At 73.4% G+C, this 21,904-nt stretch carries 15 protein-coding genes; 6 read left to right on the top strand and 9 right to left on the bottom strand.

Annotated elements, in window-relative coordinates; all coding sequences use genetic code 11:
- Positions 1 to 133 precede the first annotated feature (133 nt).
- Positions 134 to 985 carry a LysR family transcriptional regulator gene (locus K7396_RS23880; protein ID WP_223660182.1) on the bottom strand — a complete coding sequence of 284 codons (852 nt, stop codon included), beginning with the start codon at positions 983 to 985 and terminating at the stop codon, positions 134 to 136.
- 80 nt (positions 986 to 1,065) lie between these two features.
- Between K7396_RS23880 and K7396_RS23875 the strand changes: the two genes are divergently transcribed.
- Together K7396_RS23875 and K7396_RS23870 are read left to right on the top strand one after the other, a co-directional pair.
- The gene (locus K7396_RS23875) at positions 1,066 to 1,593 is read left to right on the top strand and encodes a cupin domain-containing protein (protein WP_152104434.1); all 528 of its coding nucleotides are present in this window, start codon (positions 1,066 to 1,068) and stop codon (positions 1,591 to 1,593) included.
- A gap of 165 nt (positions 1,594 to 1,758) precedes the next feature.
- Positions 1,759 to 2,121 carry a DoxX family protein gene (locus K7396_RS23870; protein WP_152104435.1) on the top strand — a complete coding sequence of 121 codons (363 nt, stop codon included), beginning with the start codon at positions 1,759 to 1,761 and terminating at the stop codon, positions 2,119 to 2,121.
- A 239-nt stretch (positions 2,122 to 2,360) separates the two neighbouring features.
- On the opposite strand, the gene K7396_RS23865 is transcribed toward K7396_RS23870, so the two are convergent.
- Together K7396_RS23865 and K7396_RS23860 are read right to left on the bottom strand one after the other, a co-directional pair.
- A complete protein-coding gene (locus K7396_RS23865; protein WP_152104436.1) occupies positions 2,361 to 2,609 on the bottom strand; it encodes a hypothetical protein in 249 nt (82 codons plus the stop codon).
- Positions 2,610 to 2,695: 86 nt separating this feature from the next.
- Complete coding sequence (locus K7396_RS23860; protein ID WP_152104437.1) at positions 2,696 to 3,454, bottom strand: DUF4232 domain-containing protein; 759 nt, start codon at positions 3,452 to 3,454, stop codon at positions 2,696 to 2,698.
- 584 nt (positions 3,455 to 4,038) lie between these two features.
- Between K7396_RS23860 and K7396_RS23855 the strand changes: the two genes are divergently transcribed.
- Together K7396_RS23855 and K7396_RS23850 are read left to right on the top strand one after the other, a co-directional pair.
- Complete coding sequence (locus K7396_RS23855; protein ID WP_167392850.1) at positions 4,039 to 5,106, top strand: sporulation protein; 1,068 nt, start codon at positions 4,039 to 4,041, stop codon at positions 5,104 to 5,106.
- Positions 5,107 to 5,554: 448 nt separating this feature from the next.
- A complete protein-coding gene (locus K7396_RS23850; RefSeq protein WP_170314263.1) occupies positions 5,555 to 7,501 on the top strand; it encodes a copper resistance CopC/CopD family protein in 1,947 nt (648 codons plus the stop codon).
- A gap of 37 nt (positions 7,502 to 7,538) precedes the next feature.
- Here K7396_RS23850 and K7396_RS23845 read toward each other — a convergent pair whose 3' ends face one another.
- Positions 7,539 to 8,264 carry a M24 family metallopeptidase gene (locus K7396_RS23845; protein ID WP_373866893.1) on the bottom strand — a complete coding sequence of 242 codons (726 nt, stop codon included), beginning with the start codon at positions 8,262 to 8,264 and terminating at the stop codon, positions 7,539 to 7,541.
- A 366-nt stretch (positions 8,265 to 8,630) separates the two neighbouring features.
- Between K7396_RS23845 and K7396_RS23840 the strand changes: the two genes are divergently transcribed.
- On the top strand, positions 8,631 to 9,407 hold the full coding sequence (locus K7396_RS23840; protein ID WP_086718425.1) for a class I SAM-dependent methyltransferase: 777 nt from the start codon (positions 8,631 to 8,633) through the stop codon (positions 9,405 to 9,407).
- A gap of 45 nt (positions 9,408 to 9,452) precedes the next feature.
- Here K7396_RS23840 and K7396_RS23835 read toward each other — a convergent pair whose 3' ends face one another.
- Complete coding sequence (locus K7396_RS23835) at positions 9,453 to 10,139, bottom strand: LysE family translocator (RefSeq protein WP_086718424.1); 687 nt, start codon at positions 10,137 to 10,139, stop codon at positions 9,453 to 9,455.
- Between K7396_RS23835 and K7396_RS23830 the strand changes: the two genes are divergently transcribed.
- Positions 10,138 to 11,532, top strand: a complete 1,395-nt coding sequence (locus tag K7396_RS23830; RefSeq protein ID WP_086718423.1) for a transcriptional regulator — start codon at positions 10,138 to 10,140, stop codon at positions 11,530 to 11,532. The genes K7396_RS23835 and K7396_RS23830 overlap by 2 nt on opposite strands.
- A 196-nt stretch (positions 11,533 to 11,728) precedes the next feature.
- Here K7396_RS23830 and K7396_RS23825 read toward each other — a convergent pair whose 3' ends face one another.
- The 4 genes from K7396_RS23825 to K7396_RS23810 all read right to left on the bottom strand — a co-directional run bounded on the left by K7396_RS23825 (position 11,729) and on the right by K7396_RS23810 (position 20,757).
- The gene (locus K7396_RS23825; RefSeq protein ID WP_086718440.1) at positions 11,729 to 12,136 is read right to left on the bottom strand and encodes an ATP-binding protein; all 408 of its coding nucleotides are present in this window, start codon (positions 12,134 to 12,136) and stop codon (positions 11,729 to 11,731) included.
- A 611-nt stretch (positions 12,137 to 12,747) separates the two neighbouring features.
- A complete protein-coding gene (locus K7396_RS23820) occupies positions 12,748 to 19,101 on the bottom strand; it encodes a type I polyketide synthase (protein WP_152104439.1) in 6,354 nt (2,117 codons plus the stop codon).
- A 35-nt stretch (positions 19,102 to 19,136) separates the two neighbouring features.
- Positions 19,137 to 20,471 carry a beta-ketoacyl-[acyl-carrier-protein] synthase family protein gene (locus tag K7396_RS23815; protein ID WP_223660181.1) on the bottom strand — a complete coding sequence of 445 codons (1,335 nt, stop codon included), beginning with the start codon at positions 20,469 to 20,471 and terminating at the stop codon, positions 19,137 to 19,139.
- A 79-nt stretch (positions 20,472 to 20,550) separates the two neighbouring features.
- Positions 20,551 to 20,757, bottom strand: coding sequence for a DUF5988 family protein (locus K7396_RS23810; RefSeq protein WP_223660180.1), 207 nt, complete (start codon positions 20,755 to 20,757; stop codon positions 20,551 to 20,553).
- Positions 20,758 to 21,904 lie beyond the last annotated feature (1,147 nt).

Below are 21,904 nucleotides of genomic sequence, written 5' to 3'. Positions count from 1 at the left end.
TGGTCAGGGGTGCTTGTCGGCGGTGGCGTACAGACAGGGCCCACCGTGGGCGGGCTGTTGTCGCCGGTCAGCCTGGGGCGAGGGATTGGGTGGAGGGATGGGCGCATGACCGGTGGGGCGGGGATCGGTCGGGTCAGGTTTGGTAGGCGGTTCGTGCGATCTTGGTGAAGGAGCGGATCAAGGGGTTGGTGTCGTCGGCTTTCCAGGCCGCTACCACCCGGCTCGGGGGCATGTCGGTCAGGGGGACCGTGGTCAGGGGCTCGGGGAGGTCGTGTCCGAGGGGGGCCAGGCCGACCGTGCTGTTCCAGAGCACGGCCTGGAGGCATTCCTGGACGACGCGCACCACGGGGCCCTCGCGTGGAGTGCCGCCGTTCCAGTACGACTGCCAGATCGGGTCCGTTCCCTCGGGGAACTGGAACCAGCGGCGGTCGGCCAGGTCGGCCAGGTTCAGGTGGTCGCGACGGGCCAGCGGGTCGTCGGCACGCAGTACCGCGCCGACCGGGTCGGCGCGCAGTTCGCGCACCGTCAGGGCGGTGTCGTCGAACGGCGCACGGGTCAGGGCGACGTCGACCAGTCCGGCGCGGAGTCCGCAGGTCGGGTCGGTCAGGTCGGTGTCGCGGATGTGGATGTCGACGCCGGGGTGGGTTCGGCGGAAGGCGGCCGCGAGCCTGGTGTTGCCGGGGTCGGTGCCGTCGCCCAGGATGCCGATGGTGAGGGACGAGGCGCCGGCCGCCGCGGACACGCGGACACGGAGGCGCTCGGCCTGGTCGAGCAGGGCCCGCGCTTCGTCGAGCAGCACCGCCCCCACCGGGGTGAGCGTGACGCCGGCGGGCGAGCGGGCGAAGAGCGGGGCGCCGGTCTCCGACTCCAGTTGCTTGATCGCCCGGCTCAGCGGCGGCTGGCTCATGTGCAGTCGGGCGGCGGCGCGGCCGAAGTGGAGTTCCTCGGCGACCGCCACGAAGTAGCGCAGGGTGCGTAGCTCCACGCTGCAACGATACCCGTGAGGTATCGGCGTGGCGGAACAGGTCTTGGACAGTCACCGGGCCCTGACGGTGCACTCGGAGCATGACCGACGAAGCGAAGAGCAATCAGAAGAGTGATCAATCGCAGGCCGTCCCCAACGCATCGGTGGCCGGCCCCGGCGTATCCGTGGTCGGGCCCGAGGACGGCGAGGTGATCGTCATGGGTACCACGCGTATGCGGGTCCTCGAAGACGGCAGTCACACCGGGCATCGCCTGGGGATGGCCGAGTCCGTTCTCGCACCGCACACCCCCGGCCCCCCGCAGCACCGCCACGCGCGGCACGACGAGGGCTTCTATGTCATCTCCGGCACGGTGCGGTTCACCGTCGGGGACGAGGAGCACGAAGCGACCGCGGGCACGTTCGTGATGGTCCCGCGCGGCGCCCCGCACACCTTCGCCAACCTGACCGGCCAACCCGCCGTCATGCTCAGCACGTTCACCCCGGACCTGTATGTGCAGTACTTCCGGGACCTCCGGAGCATGGCCGCCGACGGCCGGCCGCTGACGCCCCGGGACACCATCGCCACGATGAGCCGCTACGCCACCGAGCCCGCTTCCGAATTCGCCTGAAGCAGGTGGGGCGGCGCGCCCCGGCCGCCGCCACCGGACGGGCGCGGGTCGGGCGCTCCCGGCTCCCGGCGTCCGGTCGTTCGCTCACGCTCACGTGCCGGTTCCGGGTGTGCGCAACCCAGGAACCGGCGGGTCATCCGTCAGCGGTGACCAGGAAGGGACCTCATGACCATCGCCTACTGGATCGTCGCCGGGCTGCTCGCCTCGTTCTCTCTCTACTCGGGTGTGGTCAAGGTGGTCCGCAGCCCCGATCTGCTGCGCCCGATGATGGCGTGGGTGGACCGTGTACCGCTCCCGGTCGTCAGGGCGCTGGGAACGGTCGAAGTTCTGGGCGCCGTCGGGCTGTTGCTGCCGCCGGCGGCCGGCCTCGCGCCCTGGCTGGCCCCGGCCGCGGCCGTCGGGTTCGTACTCCTGCAGATCGGGGCGATCACCGTGCACCTGACCGGCCGGGACCGCCGGATCGGGCTCAACGTCGGGCTCCTCGCCGCGGCGGCTGCGGCCCTCTGGGCGGCCGCCGGTTGGCTGTGAGGGGGGAGGGCCGGGCCCCCGGCCGGCGGGTGCCTGCGTCCGCGGACATCCGCGTCGCCGGCGCCGTCGCCAGCGCCGTCGCCAGTGGCTTCGGCGTCGGCGTCGGAGTCGCCAGCGGCTTCAGCTCCGACATCGGCGTCGGCTCCGGCTCCGGCTCCGGCTCCGGCTCCGGCTCCAGCAGAAAGCGGACTTTCTCGGTACCGCGTCAGCGGGACAGGTCCCCTCCGGGCGGGGAACGGTCAGCGGTAGAAGATGGGCATGATGGCCTTGCTGTCGTCGCACCACACCTCGTGGTACCCGTTCGCCTGGGCGCTCGGGAGTTCCTTCGCTTCGCACTCGCCCTTCGAGGGGTACCGCTCGGCGCCGATCGGGACCCAGCCTTCGCCGGGGGGCGGGGCGGCGGAGGCGGTGGTGGCGGTCAGGGGGACGGCGACCGCTGCCGTACAGACGGCAAGACCGACGCCGATTCGGGTGCGCCACGACTTCATGGTGGTCTCCTTGTTCCTCTTCGACGAACCGAGCCGGTCGGGCTCAGAGGTGCCCTGGGCTCACGCCCAGGGCGGCACCGAGGTGGTCAGCCGATCGGGTTGACGAAGGTGCCCGGGTGGGTGGCGCTGCGCTGGTCGACGAGCGTGCCCCAGGGCCACTGGATGGTGATCGACTTGGTCTCGTTGGGCGGGGTGACGTCCGCGTAGGCGGGCTGGTAGAAGCCCTCTTCTTCCTTGGTCATGGCGACGTTGATCGTGAAGTCGGTGCTGTCACCGGGCTGCAGGGTGATCGAGCCGTACTTCTTCGACGAGCGGGCCAGCGCCCAGCGCTCGCCGCCGTTCTCGGACTTGAGGTCCACGCCCGGGAAGCCGCCGATCTTGCAGGCGCGGCCGCCCTTGTTGGTCAGAACGACGCTGGTGGTCGTCGCTCCCTCCGCGTCCGGGTCCGGGGCCGCGTCGCCGCCCGTGGCGAACGCCGCCTTCAGGCCGGAGGTGTGGCACCGCTCGATGCCCCCGCTCGCACCGGAACCGCCCGCGGCCTGCCCGCCGCCCGCCGACTGCTTGCCCGCGGCGCCCGACTTGGCCCCCGGCTTGGCACCGGCGTCCGCCTGGGTACCGGAGCCACCCGCCTGGGCGCCGGAACCCTGTGCTCCGCCGGAGGAGTTCGCGCCGCCGGTCTCCGCGGCGGCCGCGCCCGAGTCCGTACGGCCCGCGGGCTTCGCGCCGGCGGCGTCCGAGCCGGAGCAGGCCGTCAGCGTGAGGCCGGCGGCGGCGGTCAGAGCTGCGGCGGCCAGGCGCAGAGTGCGGCGGCGACGGGCGGTGCGGGCAGTGGTCTGGGCGCTCATGACGGGGTCCCCCGGGGCAGTCGGTGTCGTTGTTTCCTCGGTACGTCACCCACTCTGGTCGGGGGCACTATCGCTCACCTGCCGCGCCGCTAACGTCCGGCTAACACGGGTGAGATGGAGGAGATGGCTGGTGAGAAGGCTGGTGAGAGGGCTGGTGACACGGGCAGCGAGAGGGGCGGGAGGACGCCCCGGGGTCGTCCTCCCGCCCGATGCGCCCGGCGCGGCCGATGCGGCCAGTCCGTCCGGTGCGCCCGCTGCGGCCGCCCTCACCCCTCCGTCGCCACCACCGCAGGCCGTGGGGTGAGGTGTCCGCCCCGGTGGAGGCCCGCCATGGCCGCGGCGCAGAGGAGGCCCGTGGCCGCCAGGGTGAGCCAGGGGAGCCAGGCCACGCCGGCGTCGAACGACCGGCGACCGAGGCCGGAATGCGCCCCTCGCGAGGCCCTCGCCCCTATGCTTCTACACACGTGTAGAAGCACCCCGACCGGCCGCTGAGCTGCGCGCTCTTCGCACCCGGCCCGGCCGGCCGGCAGTTGGCGATCCGCACGTACCGACGCACACGTACCAATGAAGGAGTGAACGCCACGATGGTGTTCAAGCGGCTGCTCGGCTCACTCGGCGTGGGCGGACCCACGGTCGACACGGTCCTGGACCCCGGCCCGGTGCTCCCCGGCGGGACCCTGAGCGGACAGGTCCATCTCAAGGGCGGCGACCGCGACGTCACGATCGAGCACATCGGCCTGGAGCTGGTGGCGCACGTCGAGGCGGAGCACGACGACGGGGAGGCCGAGGGCACGGTCGTCTTCGACCGGTTCGGGGCCGGCGGGAGCTTCCGCCTCGCCGCCGGTGAACTGCGCAGCGTGCCCTTCGGGCTGACGGTGCCGTGGGAGACGCCGATCACCGAGCTGCACGGCCAGAGCCTGGGCATCGTCCTGGGGGTGCGCACCGACCTCGCGGTGGCGGGCGCGAAGGACAAGGGCGACATCGACCCGCTGGCCGTCCGTCCCCTGCCCGCGCAGGAAGCCGTCCTCGAAGCGCTCGGGCAGCTCGGGTTCGGCTTCCGGTCGGCGGACCTGGAGCTGGGCCGCATCGGCGGCACCGGCCAGCAACTGCCCTTCTACCAGGAGATCGAACTCTCCCCGTCAGCGCAGTACGCGCACCAGGTCAACGAGATCGAGCTGACCTTCCTCGCGGGTCCGGGCGGGCTGGAGGTGGTCCTGGAGGCCGACAAGCGTGGCGGCTTCTTCTCCGGCGGCCACGACGCGGTCAACCGCTTCACCGTCGGCCACCACGGCGTCGAGCACGTCGACTGGAACGCCGAGGTCGACTCCTGGATCCGCAGCCTGGTCGAACACCGCGCCTCCTACGGGCACGGCTCGTACGACCACGGCGCGCACGGACACGTCCCGCACCCCGGCGGCCACTACGGGCACGGCGACCCCTACGCCGGGCACGGCAGCACCGCCCACAAGGACGCGCACGGCCACGGCGACGGCCACGGGCACCGCTCCGGGCCCGGCATGGGCACGGCCATCGCGGCCGGTGCGGCGGGGGTCGCCGTCGGCGTGGTCGGCGGCATGGTCGCCGCCGAAGTCGTCGACGAGGTGGGCGACTTCTTCGAGGGCGACGACGAGGACGACGGCGACGACGACTGACGCGGCCGGGCCGCCCAGGTGGCCCCGGCCCCCGGTACCCGCCGAGGAGGCGTGACGGTCCGGGCCGCCTTCCCGGTCGGCCCGGACCGCGCCACACCGGCGCGGGCGCGTTCTCCCGTCCCCCTAACAGCGTGGTCGGCGGGGGCGCAAGAGCGGGCGCGGCGTATGTCAGAAGCTGCCAAAGAGCGTCTCCGGCGCACGTGTTCATGAGGTGATGAGGGTCGTCGGCGTCCGGGCCTCCCGCGCGCGGGCCGGACGCGCCGCGGCGCGGCGGACCGGTGCGGACGCGGGCCCGGAGCCGCCGGGAAACACCCGTCCGGCACCGCCGCGACGCGGACTCGGGCGGGTGCCGTTCGAGCCGGCCGGCGGATGACGACCGAGTGTATGGAGAGCTCTCATGCCCACTGGCACGCCGCGGCGCGGTCGCCCACGCCGCGGGATCCTGGCCGTGCTCCTGCTTCTGGCCTCCGCCTGGGGGCTGTTGCTGGGCGGCGCGGGTACGGCGTCCGCGCACGCCAAGGTGTCCAGTACCGCTCCGGCGGAGGGCGCGATCGTCAAAACCGCGCCGAAGACGGTCGCGATCACCTTCTCCGAGACCATGTCGCTGCCCGATCAGCCCCTGCGCGTCTTCGCGCCGGACGGCAAGCGGGTGCGCACCGGGCCGGCGGGGTGGGCCCCGGACGACCACGCCACGATCCGCGCGGCGCTGCCCGACGGCCTGGCCAAGGGCACCTACACGGTGTCGTGGCGAGCGGTGTCGGCGGACAGCCACCCGATCTCCGGGGCGTTCGCCTTCTCCATCGGAAAGGCGAGCCCCCACCGTGCCGTCGTGCCGACGGACTCTCCGGCGGGCGAGGTGACGGGGGCGCTGTACGGCGTGGCGCGCGGGACGACCTACGCGGGCTACGCGCTCATGGTGGGCGTGGCCGCCTTCGCCGTCCTGTGCCTCCCCCGGGGCATGAACCTCCGGCCGCTGCGCCGGCTCATGGGCACCGGCTGGGGGCTGCTGCTGGCGTCCACGGTCACCCAACTGCTGCTGCGGGCACCGTACGAGTCCGGAAGCGGACCGGGGGGCGCGCTGGACGTGTCGGCCCTCCGCAACACCCTGATCAGCGACACCGGGCAGTTCCTGACGGCACGGGTGGCGCTCCTGCTCGGCACCTGGCTGCTGTGGAACTTCCTCGGGCAGCGGCTGAGCGGCGATCTCGCCGGCGGACCACGGAAGGCCGTCCTCGCCGTCGGCGCCGTCATCGCCGCCGCGGTCGCCGGCACCTGGTCGCTGGCGGAGCACGCCTCGGTGGGGCCGCAGGTGGCCCTGGCCGTGCCGGTGTCCGTGGTGCATTCCGTCGCGATGGCCGTATGGCTCGGCGGGCTGGCCGCGCTGCTCGTCGCGCTGCGGCGGGCCGCCGCGGAGGACGACGGCGTGGACGCCGTCGCCGCCCGCTTCTCGCGGCTGGCCTTCGGCGCGGTGGCGGCCCTCGTCCTCACGGGGATCTACCAGTCGTGGCGGCAGGTGGGTTCCTGGCACGCCCTCGGATCCACCCTCTACGGCAAGGTGTTGCTCGCCAAGGTGGGCGCCGTCCTGCTCATGCTGCTCGCGGCCGGGCTCTCCCGCCGGTGGACGCGGAACCTGCGCCCCCTCGCCCCGCGTGCCGACATCGAGCGGGACCGGACGCCCGAAGTCCACCTGGTCGCGGTCCCGTCGGGGGCCCGCTCGGCGGTCCGCTCGGGCGCCTCGGTGGAGGCCGGACCGGTGGATGTCGCTTCGGCCGAGGCCCTGTCGGCCGACGAGGATGCCCACACGTCGGAGGCAGGCGGCACGTCGGGCGGAGTCGGCGCGGCCCCCGCCCGCCTCTCCCTCGCGTCGCACACCGTGCCCCGCGACGCCGAGACGCCCGCCCGCCGCGCCCTGCGCCGCTCCGTTGCCGTGGAGACGGCCGTCAGCGGCATCGTCCTGGCCCTCACCGCGCTGCTCACCGGCACCGACCCCGGGCGCAACGACAGCCGCCCGGCCCCGGCAGGGGTGTCCCCCGCGTCCGCGGGCGAGCGGGCCGCGGCCTTCGCCGACATCCCCTTCGACACCGGCGCCCCGAAGGGCCGCGGCAAGGGAAAGGTCGCCGTCACCGTGGACCCGGCCACCACCGGCACGAACGCCCTGAACGCGCTGGTGCGTACGCCCGACGGCGGGGTGGCCGTCGTGCCGGAGCTCAAGGTGACCCTCACGCTCCCCGGAAAGGGCCTCGGCCCCCTTCCCGTGAAGATGAAGAAGATCGGCGGCTACTGGGCGGCGGAGGACTTCGAGATCCCGTTCCCCGGGAAGTGGAAGGTGACCGTCACCGTACGCACCAGCGACACCGAGCAGGACACCGAGACCGCGCCACTGGAGATCGGCTGACGCGGGTTCCCGTCCGCCGGGCCGCGGGGCGGGGGTGTCAGGCGAGGTCGAGGAGTTGTTCGTAGAAGCCGCCGAAGCCCCGGGCGCGGTCGACGAGGTGGAGTTCGAGGATCCAGTGGGAGGTGCGGCCCGCGCGGTCCGTGCGGCGCAGGGGCGAGGTGTTCTCCGGGGTGATGTAGGAGTCGGCCTTGGCGCCGTCGTTGGTCTCGTGGGGGAACTCGCCGACCAGGTGGCCGGAGTGCCAGATGCCGATGCTCCAGCCGGCGGCCGTGGCGAGGCGGTCCACCTCGGCGTACAGCTCACGGCCGGTGAGGTCCGGGTGGGCGGCGAAGTGGGCGCGGCCGGCGTCGAAGATGCGCGGCAGGTCGTCCTTGAGGCGGTGCTTGTGCGGGTCGTCGCCGAAGACGTAGGTGCGGCCGAAGTCCGCCTCGTACTCCTCGAAGATCGGGCCGAAGTCGGCGAAGGCGATGTCGTCGGGGCCGATGACCCGGTCCGGCGGGTTGTCCCGGTACGGCCGGAGGGTGTTGGGCCCGGAGCGGATGATCCGCTTGTGCCAGTGCTTGGTGGTGCCGAACATGTCGTTGGCCAGGTCGCGGATCAGGTCGCTGACCTCGCGCTCGCCCCGGCCGGGCGCCACCAGTCCGCGCCTCTCGGTCTCGGCGAACAGCGCGACGGCCTTCTCCTGGGCCGCGATCAGCCCCTCGGCCCGCCGGGATTCCGGCACCTTCGGTGTCCCGTCCGCGTCCGGTGTCTCGTCTGTCACGAGGTCTTCCCTCCCGTGGTGGCGGGCGCACCGCCGTGGCCGGCGCGAGGCGGCGTTTCGGGGCGGCCGCCCGGACGCGGTGCGCGTTCGCGGTCGATCATCGTCCGGCCGGGTGCGCCGGGGCAAGCAGGTTCGCTCCGCACGTAAGCGTGGAGGCACGAGGCAGGTGTGGGCGCGGAGGTGCGCCCGCCCCCCTGCTGAGCGCTGTCGCCACCTCCAATTCCGGCCGTCACTTCCGCCATGCAGTTTGGGTGATGGACCAGGCAATCACCAGGTGATTGTCGAATTCCTGCCGCAGATGCAGGATGGGAGTGCCGAGGCCGCGGATGTTCTCCTGATTCCTGCTCACGAGGCGAGGCAAGGCCGATGACCACACGAACCGAGGACGGCAGCGCGGGCGACGTCGACTACGGCGCGATCGGCTCCGGGTACGCCTCCTTCCGCCGGCCGGACGCGCGCATCGCCCGGTTCATCGCCGGTTCCCTGGGCGACTGCCGCACGGTCCTCAACGTCGGCGCCGGCGCCGGGTCGTACGAGGCCGCGGTGCCCGCGGTGACGGCGGTCGAGCCCTCGGAGTCGATGCGCGCCCAGCGGCCGGCGCGGCTCGCGCGGGCGATCGACGCCGTCGCGGAGGACCTGCCGTTCCCCGACGGGGCGTTCGACGGGGCGATGACGCTCTTCAGCGTGCACCAGTGGTCCGACGCCGGGGCCGGGCTGCGCGAGATGCGCCGCGTGACCCGCGGGCCGGTCGTCCTGCTCACCTGCGATCCCGCCCTGGTACGGGACTTCTGGCTGTACCGGTACGCGCCCGAGGTCCTCGACACCGAGGCCCGCCGCTATCCGCCCGTCGGCCGGCTGACCGCCGCGCTGGGCGGCACCTGCACGGTCCGGTCCGTGCCCATCCCCCTCGGCTGCACGGACGGTTTCAACGAGGCGTACTACGGGCGCCCCGAGATGCTGCTCGATCCGGCGGCCCGTCAGGCGTGTTCGGCCTGGAGCTTCGTCGACGACCGCGTCCGCGAACACTTCGACGCGGCCTTGCGCCAGGATCTGGGGTCCGGCGCCTGGGACCGGGAGTTCGGCCATCTGCGCAGGCAGCCGGCGTACGAAGGGGCGCTCGTCATCGTTCGCGCGACGCCCTGAGGGGCGGCGGAGGGGGACGGCCGGGAGCGGGACGCCGCCGGCCCCTCAGACCGTCTCGACGGCCGTGCCCGGCCCCAGGGCCACCAGGACGCCGGCGGCGGTGCGCTCCATCGCCGTGTGCACGCGGGGGCGGCGCAGCCAGGTCAGCATGCGGGCCGCGAACACCGTGACCAGCGTCAGCCACCCGGCGGCGATGGCGGCGTCGATGGCCCCGAAGAGCAGGGTCGTGGCGAGCGCCGCGTGGCCGTCGGGGAGGAACTGCGGGACCACCGAGACGAAGAAGACGCCCACCTTGGGGTTGAGCAGGCAGCTCAACAGCCCCTGCCGGAAGGCCCGCCCGGCGGCCGGGGCCGGCTCCGCTCCCTCGCCGGGCGCCCCGGGCCCGGCCGGTGCGCCGCGGCGGTGGGCCCACAGGCTCTGCACGCCCAGGAACACCAGGTAGGCGGCGCCGGCCAGGCGGGGCCCTCCCGCGCGCTCCGGGCCGCGCCGTTGTGCGCGGTGCGGAGGGGCGGGCGCCGGTGGGGCCGCGGGAGCGCGGACGGGTGCCGGGCGCAAGTGGGCGACGGCTGGAGCCCCTTGGTGCGCCTGCGCTACTGCGCGCCACGCCCAGGCGGCTACTTGACTTTGGTCATCGCGATTCAGTCCCGCTTGTTGGGTATTGACTGTTCCATCCCGTTCTCTCTGGATATGCCAACGTGAACCGTTGGCGGCATGTGCTTGGAGGCGATCCATGGCCGCCCGACCACTCGTCGCGCGTCAGACCAACCAGCGACTGCGGTCCCTCATCCAGGAAGCCTCGCTGTCCAACTCCGCTCTGGCCCGCCAGGTGAACGTCCTGGGAGAGGCACAGGGTCTGGATCTGCGGTACGACAAGACGTCCGTGAGCCGGTGGCTGGGCGGTCAGCGGCCACGCGGCCGGGTGCCCGCCATCATCGCCGAGGCACTGAGCGGCAGGCTGGGCCGCACGGTCTCGACGGAAGAGATCGGCATGGCCAACGGCAACAGCGTGACCTGCGGGGTGGGGCTCCACTTCGCGGCGACCGTCGAGGACGCGCTGGAGCAGGTCCGTGAACTATGGCACATGGACGCCGAATCCCGGGGGCTTTTGTCCCGTTCCGCCATGACCGCCTCGGCGCTGGTGGAGCCCAGCAGGGACTGGCTGATCAGCTCCCCCGACCCGCAGGTGGCACGCGACGGGCGGTCGGGGCCGCGGGTGGGCACGGCCGACGTGGAGCTGGTCCGGGCGACCACCCAGGCGCTGGCCGAACTCGACCACCGGGTCGGCAGCGGATATGTGCGGCCGGTGGTGGTCTCGTGCCTGAGCAGCGTGCTGTCCGGGCTGATGGACGGGAGCTACGGCGAGACCACGGGGCGGCAACTGTTCGCCGCGGCGGCCCGGTTGACGGAGTTCGCCGGGTACACCGCCCTGGACACCGGGCAGGCGGGCCTGGCGCAGCGCTACTACATCCAGGCGCTGCGGCTCGCGCAGGCCGCCGACGACCGCTGCTACGGCGGCTATGTGCTGGCGGCCGGCCTGAGCCGTCTCGCCGTCGGCGCCGGCTGCGCCAGGGAGGCGGTGCAGCTGGCGCGGGCCGCCCAGGAGGGCACCCGGGGGCGGGCCCCGCTGGCGGCCCAGGCCCTGTTCTACGCGGCCGAGGCCCGCGGCTACGCCATGCTCGGGGACGCCCGGATGTGCAAAATACTGGCGGACAAGGCCACGGACGCGATGGCGCATGCCGTCCCGGGGGACGGCCCGGAGTGGATCGCGCACTTCGACCGCGCCTACCTGGCGGACGAACTGGCCCACTGCTACCGGGATCTCCAGCAGCCGCGTCCGGCCGCGCGCCGGGCCGAGGAAGCGCTCGCCCGGCATCCGCGGACCCGGGTGCGCCGCCGCACCCTCGATCTGCTGCTGCTCGCCTGCGTGCTGGCGCAGGCCGGCGACGTCGAGGAGGCGTGCCGGGCGGGGGCGCAGGCGGTGGCGTTGCTCAGCCGGCTGCGGTCGGCGCTCGGCGAGCGGTACCTGCAGAACTTCCGGGACGAGCTGCGGCCGTACGCGGAGGCCCAGCCGGTGCGCGAGTTCGACGCCCTGGTGCAGGAGAGCGGGGTGCGGGTGCCCCGGTGACGCGGGTCCGGGACGCGCGGGACCGCCGGCCGTACGGGTGCCGACGGCCGGGTGGCCGTCCGGTCCCGCGGGGAGGTGCGGGCCGGTGCCTGCGCGGCCGTCGGCGGCGGGGTGCCACCCCGGAGGGTGGGGGCAGCGGCGGATGCGTGCCGGTCGCCGGTGGCGGTCCGGCCGGCCGCTCGTGGTGGGTCCGGTGTCACGGCGTCATGGGGTGCGGCACGCCGGCCGCCAGGGGTATCGCCGCCCACACCGTGCAGCTGTCGTCGTCCTCGGTCCTGCGGCCCCACCGCGAGGAGGAACCGGCGACCAGCGCCAGGCCGCGACCGTACTCCTGGCTCTGGCCGGCGCTGCGCATCAGGGGAACGGACGCGGTGCCCCCGCGGTCGTGCACCTCGATGTGCAGCAGGCTCTCCGACCGCCATATCCGGCAGGTGACACGCCGTCCCGCGGAATACTGGACGGCATTGGTGAAAAGCTCCGATATGACGAGCAACACCGGATAGCGTGTGTCGTCGTCATCGATTCCCTGTCCGTCGAGCCAGGCGCGGGCCAGGTTCCGGCAGACCGGCACCGCCCGCCGTACGGCCGGCAGACGAAATGTCACGCGCTGCGCGGAGCGCCAGCAGTCGGCGGGAATCAAGGAATTTCTTTCCCGGGGCCAGCTCACGATGTGCCGGGCGGTCACCATGACGTCGGCCGAATGCGTGGTGGTGGGTAACATGCGACTACCCCTTTCAGACGTGCCTCATGGACCTCGATGCCGCTCTCGCCTCATGAAGCACGGCCAGCGCCATCGCTCGAACTGTCCTGGCGGCGGCCCTCGCAGTGCGCCGCGTCGCCCCCCGGTGCGTACCGGGCCGCTTTCCGACCTTCACTTTCCCTGATAATTCAAGCAGTTCGGGAGTGCGGCCGGGAAGGCGCACGGTGCGGCGGCGGGAGCGGGCGGGGCATTTCGCGACGCGAAATACTATGACCATAAAAAAACGGTTGCGCATTACCGGTGGGATAATTACCGGTAATGCGCGGCAAGGGGCCGGAGTTGCGGCGGCAAGAATTTACCAGACATTGCGGCAGTTCGGAATTGCGGCATCCGTTTGTGGCGGGCGGGCCGGGCCGGCCCCGGAGCCTCCTGCCGATCCCCGCGGGCGCGCACGCGGACGCCCGGCGGGCTGGTGGGCAGCCCGCCGGGCGTGTGCGGTCCCCGGGGTCCCGGGGCTAGTTCGCCGTCAGTTCCAGGCCCAGGTGCTCGGCGATGCCGGCGGCGAGCGCGGCCAGGGTCGGGTGGTCCCAGACGAAGTTCCTCGGCAGGGAGATGCCGAAGGAGCGGTCGATGCGGACGCGCAGCTCCATCGTCAGGAGGGAGTCGAAGCCCAGGGACTTCAGCGGCGTCTGCGGGTCGAGCGCGCTCTCCCCCAGCCGCAGCACGTCACGGACGTGTCCGGCCAGGTGCTCCTCCAGCGCCGCCCTCCGGGCCAGGCCGGGCGGCAGTGCGGCGAGCCGGGCGCGCATGTCGTCGCTCTCCTCCTCGGGCGGCGCGGTCGCCTCCGGCGGTGCCTGGCCCGACACCCCGCTGAAGAACGGGAGATGCCGGCCGGCGGACGGGATCCAGGTGTCCGGCGGGCCGGGGAGCACCCCGGTCTGCACCTTCCGGCGGGCCAGCAGCGTCCGCAGGGCCGCCAGGCCGTGGTCGGTGGGGATGGTGCGGTATCCGCGGCGGCTGAAGTCGGTGGCGACACCGATCTCGCCCCACGGGCCCCAGTTGACCGCGACGGTGGGCAGCCCCTGGCCGGAGCGCCAGGCCGCGAACCCGTCGAGCCAGGAGTTCGCCGCCGCGTAGGCGCCCTGGCCGGGGTTGCCCAGCAGGGAGGCCATCGAGGAGAACGCGGCGAACCAGTCCAGCGGATGGTCCCGGGTGGCGTGGTGGAGGTGCCAGGCGCCGACGACCTTCGGCAGCCAGACCCGTTCCAGCTGGTCGTCCCGCACATTGGTGATCACGGCGTCGTCCAGGACCATGGCGCAGTGCACCACGCCGCGGAGCCGGAACCCGTCGCCCACCGCGGTGGACACCAGCCGCCGGGAGACGTCCGGGTCGGCGATGTCGCCCAGGACGACCGACACCTTCGCGGTCCTGCCGATCACCGTGGCGAGCGTCTGCGCGACGTCGGGCTCCGGGGCGCTGCGGCCGTTGAGCACCACATGCCCGGCGCCGTGTGCCGCGAGCCATTTCGCCGTGGCCAGGCCGAGTCCGCGCAGCCCGCCGGTGACGATGTAGGCGCCGCCCTCCTCCACCGGCATGTCCATCTCGGGCAGCACCGCGGGCGCTTCGCCCTCGCCGGGCACGGTCAGCACCAGCTTGCCGATGTGGTCGGCGGCCGCCATGGTGCGGAAGGCCGTGGTGGCCTCCGCGAGCGGGAACTCGGTGCAGTGCAGGGGCTTGAGCCGCCCCTCCTCGAACGCGCCGAGCACCTCCTTCCACACCGTGGCGAAGGTGTCGGGGCGGTTGCGGTGCAGCTCGATCAGGTCGACGGTGCTCAGGGTGACGTTGTGCCGCAGCGGCAGCATCCCCAGTGGGGCGTCCGCCATGATGTCGCGCACCCCCAGCTCCACGAACCGGCCGAAGGGGCGCAGCGTCTCCAGGCCGGTGCGGATGGCCGCGCCGGACAGCGAGTTGAGGACCACGTCGACGCCCTCGCCGTTCGTCGCCTCGCGGGTGCGTTCGCCGAACTCCAGCGTGCGGGAGTCCATGACGTGGCGGATGCCCATGCTCCGCAGGAAGCGGCGCTTGTCCTCGCTGCCGGCCGTGGCCAGCACCTCGGCGCCCAGCATCCGGGCCACCGCGATCGCCGCCAGCCCGGTGCCGCCGGTCGCGGAGTGGATCAGCACCCGCTCGCCGGCGGACAGCCGGGCCACCGAGCGCAGCGCGTACCAGGCGGTCAGGAAGGCGATCGGCAGCCCGGCCGCGGCGACCGGTTCGATGCCGAACGGGATGGGGGCGACCGCGTCGGCGGGGAGCGTCAGGTACGACCCGAACGCCCCGCCGCGCAGATCGACGGCGATCACCTCGTCCCCGGCCTGCGGCCGTTCCACCCCGGCGCCGACCGCGCTGACCACACCGGAGCACTCGAACCCGATCCGGTAGCGGACGTCCAGGTCGCCGGGGAGCAGGCCCATGGCGGTGAGCACGTCGCGGAAGTTCAGGCCGGCCGCGGTGACCCGCACCTCGACCTCGCCGGGCCCCGGTGCCCGCCGGCCGGTGGCGGCGTACTCCAGGCTCGACAGGTCGCCCAGCCGGCTCGCGCGCAGCCGGAAGCCGTCCTCGCCGTGGCGCACCGTGCAGGGGGTGGCGGCCCGGTCCTGCCCGTCGCCGGGCGCGGCGTGTGCCAGACGGGCGACGTGCCGGCCGCCCGCGCGCAGGGCGACCTCGTCGTCGTCCGCGTCGGCCAGGAGCTCCAGGGCCACCTCCTCGGGGTCGGCGTCGTGCGGGTCGGCGTCCACCAGCACCGGCCGGATCTCGGGGTGTTCGAGCGCGGCGACCCGCAGCAGTCCGCGCACCGCGGTCTGCCCGAGGTCGACCTCGTCGGACGGCAGCACCCCGCGGGCGCCCCGCGTGACGACGTACAGGCGCGGGGACGAGGAGGTGGCGGCGATCGCCTGGACGGCGCCGAGCAGCCGGCGGGTGCGCCACAGGGACTGCACGGTCGGCTCCCCGCCCTGGGCCCGTCCGCACACCAGCACCACCGCGCGCGGGGTTTCGAGGGTGGCGGCCAGGCGGCCGGTGAGGGCGTCGCGGAACCCGCCGAGGGAGGTGTCGTCCAGCGGACGGTCCCAGACCACGGTGCGGGCGCAGCGGGAGCGCAGCGCGGCGGCCAGCGCCTGGGCCGAGCCGTCCGCCTCGCCGACGACGACCCAGCTGCCCGGTGCCCGGCCGCCGTCCGGCGCCGCGCGGGGCGCGGACCGCCAGGCGATGTCCAGGAGCCAGTCGTCGACCTCCGGGGTGTCGCGCTTGGCCCGCCGGGCGAAGCGCAGTCCGTTGACGAGGAGGACCACGGCGCCGCTGTCGTCCAGGAGGCGCACATTGGCCACGATGGCCTCCGGGGTGATCTCGCTGACGTGCGCGTGGCAGTACACCGCGGTCGTGGGATCGGCCAGGACGCGCACCGCCTGCATGCCCACCGGCAGCACCAGCGCCGGGTCGTCCTCGTTGACCAGCGGCGCGACGGCGAGCTGGGCGCACAGGTCGAGGAGGACGGGGTGGACCGGCAGGCCCGGTGGCGGGGTGCTCGCCCGGGGCGGCACCGCGACCCTGGCCCAGAAGCTGTCGTTGTGGCGGCCGGCGTGCAGGTCGAGGACGCCGGTGAACGCCGGGCCGTGCTCCAGGCCGCGCCGCCGCAGGCTCTCGTAGAGCGCGGCCGGGTCCAGCGGCAGCGGGTGGCGCTGGCTCATCGCGTCGACGGATCTCGGCCGCAGGTCGGGCCGTACGCTCAGCCGGTGCAGCACGGCGTCGGCCTGCACCTCCCAGTCGCCCTGCTCGTTGCGGGCGAGGATCTCGCAGTGCGCCCGGTCCGGTGCGGTCATCGTGACGGCGGTGGAGATCTCGGTGTCCGCGCCGAGCCGCAGCAGCTGGGTGAAGTGGACGTCGGTGACCTCCACTTCGTGCGGTGCCGCGCCGAAGACCTCGCAGGCCGCGGCGAGCGCCAGCCCGCAGTGCGCGGCGCCCGGGAGGACCGCGTTGCCGTGCACCCGGTGGTCGGCGAGCCAGGGCAGCGCGTCGGTGCCGGCGTCGGCGCGCCAGCAGTGCCGCGCGGGCTCGCCGGGGAACTCGGTGTGGTGGCCGGGCAGCTGGGCCCGGGGGGCCTCGGGGGCCGGCTCGGGCGGGGCGACGGCGTCGGCCCAGTGGTGGCGGCGGTCGAAGGTGACGGTGGGGGCGTCCACGAGGCTGCCCTCGCCGTACAGGCGCCGCCAGTCCACCGGCACGGCGGCGCAGTGCAGCGCGGCGAGCTGGGTGCGGAAGGTGGCCTGCTCGTCCTCCTCGCGGCGCAGCGTGGGCAGCACGACCGGCTCGGCGACGAGTCCGGCCAGGCTCCGCTCGACGGAGTGGGTGACCACGGGGTGCGGCGAGACCTCGGTGTAGACCACGTGCCGGTCGGCGGCCGCGGCCGCCACCGCCTCGGCGAAGCGCACCGGGCGGCGCAGGTTGTCGCACCAGTAGTCGGCGTCGAAGGCCGGCGTCTCACCGGGCTCGACGACCGTCGAGTAGAACGGCACCTTGGGCGAGCGCGGATCCAGACCGGCCAGGGCCGAGCGCAGGGCCGGCAACACCGGGTCCACCAGCGGGCAGTGCGAGGCGACGTCCACGGCGATCGGGAAGACCGGGACCTTCCGGGCCTCCCAGGCGGCGGCCAGCCGGCTCACCTCCGTGGTCCGCCCGGCCACGACGGTGGAGTCGGGCGCGGACAGGACGGCGACCGACACGGTGTCGGCCGCGCTGTCCGCGAGTTCCGCCCGCACCGTCTCGGCGTCCAGGCCGACGCTCAGCATGCTGCCGGAGCCCGCGAGGTCACTCAGCAGCCCGGAGCGCCGGCAGATCACCCGGACCCCGTCGGCCAGCGTCAGCGCCCCGGCCACCACCGCCGCCGCGACCTCGCCCATCGAGTGCCCGATGACCGCGGCGGGTTCGACGCCGTACGAGCGCCAGGTGGCGGCGAGGGCGATCTGCAGCGCGAACAGGACCGGCTGCACGGTGCCGCAGCCGTGGACCGGCTGACCGCGCCGCACCACGTCGAGGACCGCGACCTCGCTCTGGGCCCGGATGAGTTCGTCGACCTCGGTCAGCGCGTCGAGGAAGGCCGGCTCGGTCGCGAGCAGCCCGCGCCCCATGCCGGGCCACTGGGAGCCCTGGCCGGAGAACACCCAGACGGGCTGCCGCTCCACGGCGGCGCCCACGGCGCCGGTCACGACCGCCGGGTGCCGCTGTCCGGACGCGAAGGACCGCAGGGCGGCGAGGAGTTCGCGGCGGCCGGAGGCCACCACGCCGAGCCGCCCGTGGCCGGCGCAGCGGCGGAGGGCGAGGGTGTGCGCGAGGTCGCGCAGCGGCACGTTCGCGCCGTCGCCCTCCATCCAGTCCGCGAGCCGGCCGGCCGCGGCGGGCAGCACGTCGGGCGAGCCGGCCGGCACGAGGAAGACCTCGGAGGTCCCCCGGGGCGGCCGGCCGGTGTCCCGGTGCCGGGCGGCCGGGCGTTCCGGGGCCTGTTCCAGCAGGACGTGGGCGTTGGTCCCCGAGAAGCCGAAGGAGGACACCGCGGCCAGCCGGGTGGGCGTGCGCAGCGGCCAGGAGGACAGCTCCGTGGGGACGAAGAAGCGGGTGCCGGCCGCGGAGATGGCCGGGTTCCAGCGCTGGAAGTGCAGGTTGGCGGGGATGGTGCCGCGTTGCAGGCACAGCACGCTCTTGATCAGCCCGGTGATGCCGGCGGCCGGTTCGAGGTGCCCGACGTTGGTCTTCACGGACGTGAGGGCGCAGCGGCCCGGTCCGTTGCCGTAGACCTCGGCGAGGCTGGCGAACTCGATCGGGTCGCCCACCGGGGTGCCGGTGCCGTGGGCCTCGACCATGCCCACGTCCCGCGGGTCGACGCCGGCCTCGGCCAGCGCCTCCTGGTAGAGGGCCGCCTGGGCGGTCACCGACGGGGCGGCCAGCCCTTCGGACGAGCCGTCCTGGTTGGTGGCCGAGCCGCGCAGCACCGCGAGGACCCGGTCACCGTCCCGTACGGCGTCGGAGAGACGTTTCAGCACCACGACGCCGCAGCCCTCGCCGCGGACGAAACCGTCCGCCCCGGCGTCGAAGGTCCGGCAGCGCCCGCCGGCCGACAGCATGCCCATCCTGGCGAAGGAGCGGGTGATGCGCGGCTGGAAGCTGAGGGTGACGCCGCCGGCGAGTGCGAGGTCGCACTCCCCCGCGGTCAGCGCCCGGCGTGCCATGTGCACGGCCACCAGCGAGGAGGAGCAGGCGGTGTCCAGCGCCACGCACGGGCCCTGCAGTCCGAGCAGGTAGGAGATCCGGCCGGCGGCCACACAGTGGCCGTTGGTCAGGATCGACCCCTCCAGCTCCTGGGGCTGCCCGGCCAGCCGGTCCATGTAGTCGCTGTAACTGATGCCGGCGAAGACGGCCGTCGGGGTGCCGTTCATCCGGTCCGGTGGCAGGCCGGCGTGTTCCAGGGCCTCCCAGGTGACTTCCAGCAGCAGGCGGTGCTGGGGGTCGAGGACGTCGGCCTCCCGGCCCGAGACGCCGAAGAAGGCGGCGTCGAACCCGGCGACCTCGCGCAGGAATCCGCCCTGGCGGGGGGTCGGCGCCCGGCTCCCCGGCCCCGGGGAGCCGGGGGAGTCCTCCGGGACGAGGCGGCGGCGCTCCGCGGGCAGTTCGCCCACCGCGTCCCGCTCCTCGACCAGCAGCCGCCACAGGGCCGCGGGCGAGTCGGTGTCGCCGGGCAGCCGGCAGCCCATGCCGATCACGGCGATCTGCTCTGTCTCGTGGGTGGGTCGCATCTCGGCTGTCGAGCCGTGCATGTCGTTGCTCATCGGGGCTCCGTACGTGGGAGGTGATCTGCCCGTGGTCACACGGCTTCCGGACTGCCGAGGAGAATGGCGTTCTTCACGCCGCCGACCTGGTAGTTGAAGCTCAGCGCGTAGTCGAAGTCGAGCGGCCGCGTCCGCACGCCGGGGACCGGGTCGAAGGGGAGCCCCTCGGCCGGCTGCTCGCAGTTGGCGGTGGGGCAGACCTGCCCGCGCTCCATCATCATCAGCGTCATGGCGACGCCCAGGCAGCCGGCCGGTGCGCCGTTGTGGCCGAAGCAGCCCTCCTGGGACGTCACCAGCACGTCGCTCTCGGGCCCGTACAGCTCCTTGATGGCGTTCGCCTCGAAGGCGGTGACGATGACGTTGCCGTCGCTGCCGCCGTGGACGTACGGCACATCGCTGATCCGCCGGCGGTCGCCGAGGCAGCGGCGGACGGCGCTGACGAGTTCCGCGCCGGTCTCGTCGCAGGCGAGGGGGTTGGCCAGCCCGTCGCGGGTCATGGCGGTGGCCAGCACCTGGCCGTAGACGTGCGCCCCGCGCCGGGCCGCGTGCTCCCGGCTCTCCATGATCACGGTGGCGGCGCCCTCGCCGTGGTTGATGCAGTCCGCCCGGCGGTCGTAGGGCCGCATCAGGGAGGTGAAGGACGGCAGCAGCTCCGGCATGTCGGTGGTGCGGAGGGCGTCGTAGGTCTGCTGGGCCCCGCTCAGCAGCCGCTGGATGTTCTGGATGAGGTGGACGTTGAAGACGTCGACCCCGGTCACCACGGCGATGTCGACCTCGCCGCGGGCGATCAGCCGCCGGGCGTTGCCGATCTGGACGGCGGACGAGGCGCAGCCGCACGAGACGGTGTAGCAGGGGCCGTTGGACTGTGTCAGCGCCGCCTGCACCAGGGCGACGTCGGAGGGTGTCACGGCCTGCTGCGCCGCGACGAACAATTCCATCGCGTCCGGCGCGGAGGTCTTTCCGGGATCGGCACCGAGCACCGAGAGATAGCTCTCGACATTCGAGTCGACGCCCCCGCGTCCGACCAGAATTGCGGCTTCTCCCAGGGCGCCGCCGCAGAATGTCAGCCCGGCGTCGGCGGTGGCCTCCGCCATCGCCACCAGACCGAAACGGTGTGCCGAGGTGTAATGCTGGGAGAAGAACGGGGGGACGTCCGGGAGGCGTTCGTCGAACATCTCCTGGGTGAGTTCGACGGAGCCGTAGTAGACCTCGTCGCGCTTGAGGCAGGACCGGCCGTTGGAGACGACGTCCCACATGTCGTCGGCGGTGAAGACCGGTTCCGTGCCACCGGGCAGGCAGAATCCGACGCCGGTCACCACCACGTCCCGGCCGCCGCCTCGGCTTTCGTCTTTTCCAGATTCTCGGTTCACGACAGGACTCCGTCCTTCACGAGGTTCCACATGGTTGTTCTCCTCTGCGCATCGCTTTCTTCTTCGGGACGCACAGCACCTATTCGGCGATTTGTGTGCGGTAACACCAGCGATAGACCGGGACCGGGTCTCCGCCCAAGTCCGCGTACTCGCCGTAGAATTCGAAACGCTCGTACCCGTTGCCCCGCAGGATCCTTATCGGATCGCTCGCGTTGTCGCGCGCATGCTGCGGCAGGCCATTTCCCTCCGGCCCGTCGACGAGGATCACCATTTTTCGTTGCGCCATGCTGTCCTCCGGTGTTCTGTACCCGTGGGATTTCTGGGGAGGCTTCGGATGTGGTCGGGGGAACCCGGGTGCGGCTCACCGCGGGTGCGGCGGCCTGGGCAGGCCCGGGTCCGGGCTGCCGTGGGAAAGGGCCGGGTCCGGCCCGGGGCGCGGTGGAAGGGTGGCGTGGCCGGCCTCAGTGGGCCGGACGTGCCCCGTGGAGGAAGACGGGCAGGGGGGCGCCGGCGGGGCGGGGAGCCGTGGACGGGGTGCCGCCCGGGACCGTTGGGGCCGCGGGGACGGCGGGGGCGGGATGCGGCTCCCGCGGGGCGGCCTGCGCGGTGCCGTACGGGAGCCGTGCGCGCCGCGCGCCGTCCCCGTCGCGGGGGCCACGGTGCGGGCGGCTGCGGAACGGTGCCGGGAGCCGCGCACAGCGGCGGGCCGCGGGAAGCACATGATCCGCGGCGGCGGGCACGGACAGGGTGCCGGGCGCCGGGACCGTGCGGGTCGCATCGCCGCCGGACCGGGCAAGTGCCTGGGATGTCGTGGTGAGGGCCGGGGTCAAGGCGCGTAGACCGCAGACCCAGCGAAGGATGGAAATGATTCGCATGACGCCCCCTGACCGAATGTGGGGGCCGATCAGCCGGTGCCGACGAATCGACACCGGCTGACGGATCCAAAACCCTCTACCGGGGACGCCCATACGGCATCTCGGTCTGACCGCAACCAGGCGCTGGGCCGGGCCAACGGGTAGGCCAGGTGCCGCTCCCCGGAGAGGATGGGCGGCCCACCGGTTGGATGCGACTAGTTATCCATGCGGCTCGGCGAGCTACAACAGTCAACCGATAAGGCCACCCGTTCGGAGCAGCGCGAAATGAAGGAACTCGTACCAACTTGCGCAATGGCCTGAGGAGATGCCTTTATTCCACTCATGACTGATGAAGCGTTTGATTGCTCGCTGCTCCTGCCCGGTCACGCAGAAGAACCGTGCGCCGCAGCGAGCTCGTCGCTTGTCATTCTTGTGCGCGGAACGCGGCGACAACGGACGTTTCGCCAATAGGAACCGGCAGCGACCGGGACCGACCGGACACCGGAAGTCTCTACGGCATCGGCAAACGCCCCGCGCCGCATGCACAACTCCTCTCCCCCATAACCCAGTTGAAGAAGA

The sequence above is a fragment of the Streptomyces angustmyceticus genome, from assembly GCF_019933235.1.
GTDB classification, from domain to species: Bacteria; Actinomycetota; Actinomycetes; order Streptomycetales; family Streptomycetaceae; genus Streptomyces; species Streptomyces angustmyceticus.
Note: the sequence above shows the minus strand (reverse complement) of the source record. Positions and strands in the feature narration are given on the sequence as shown.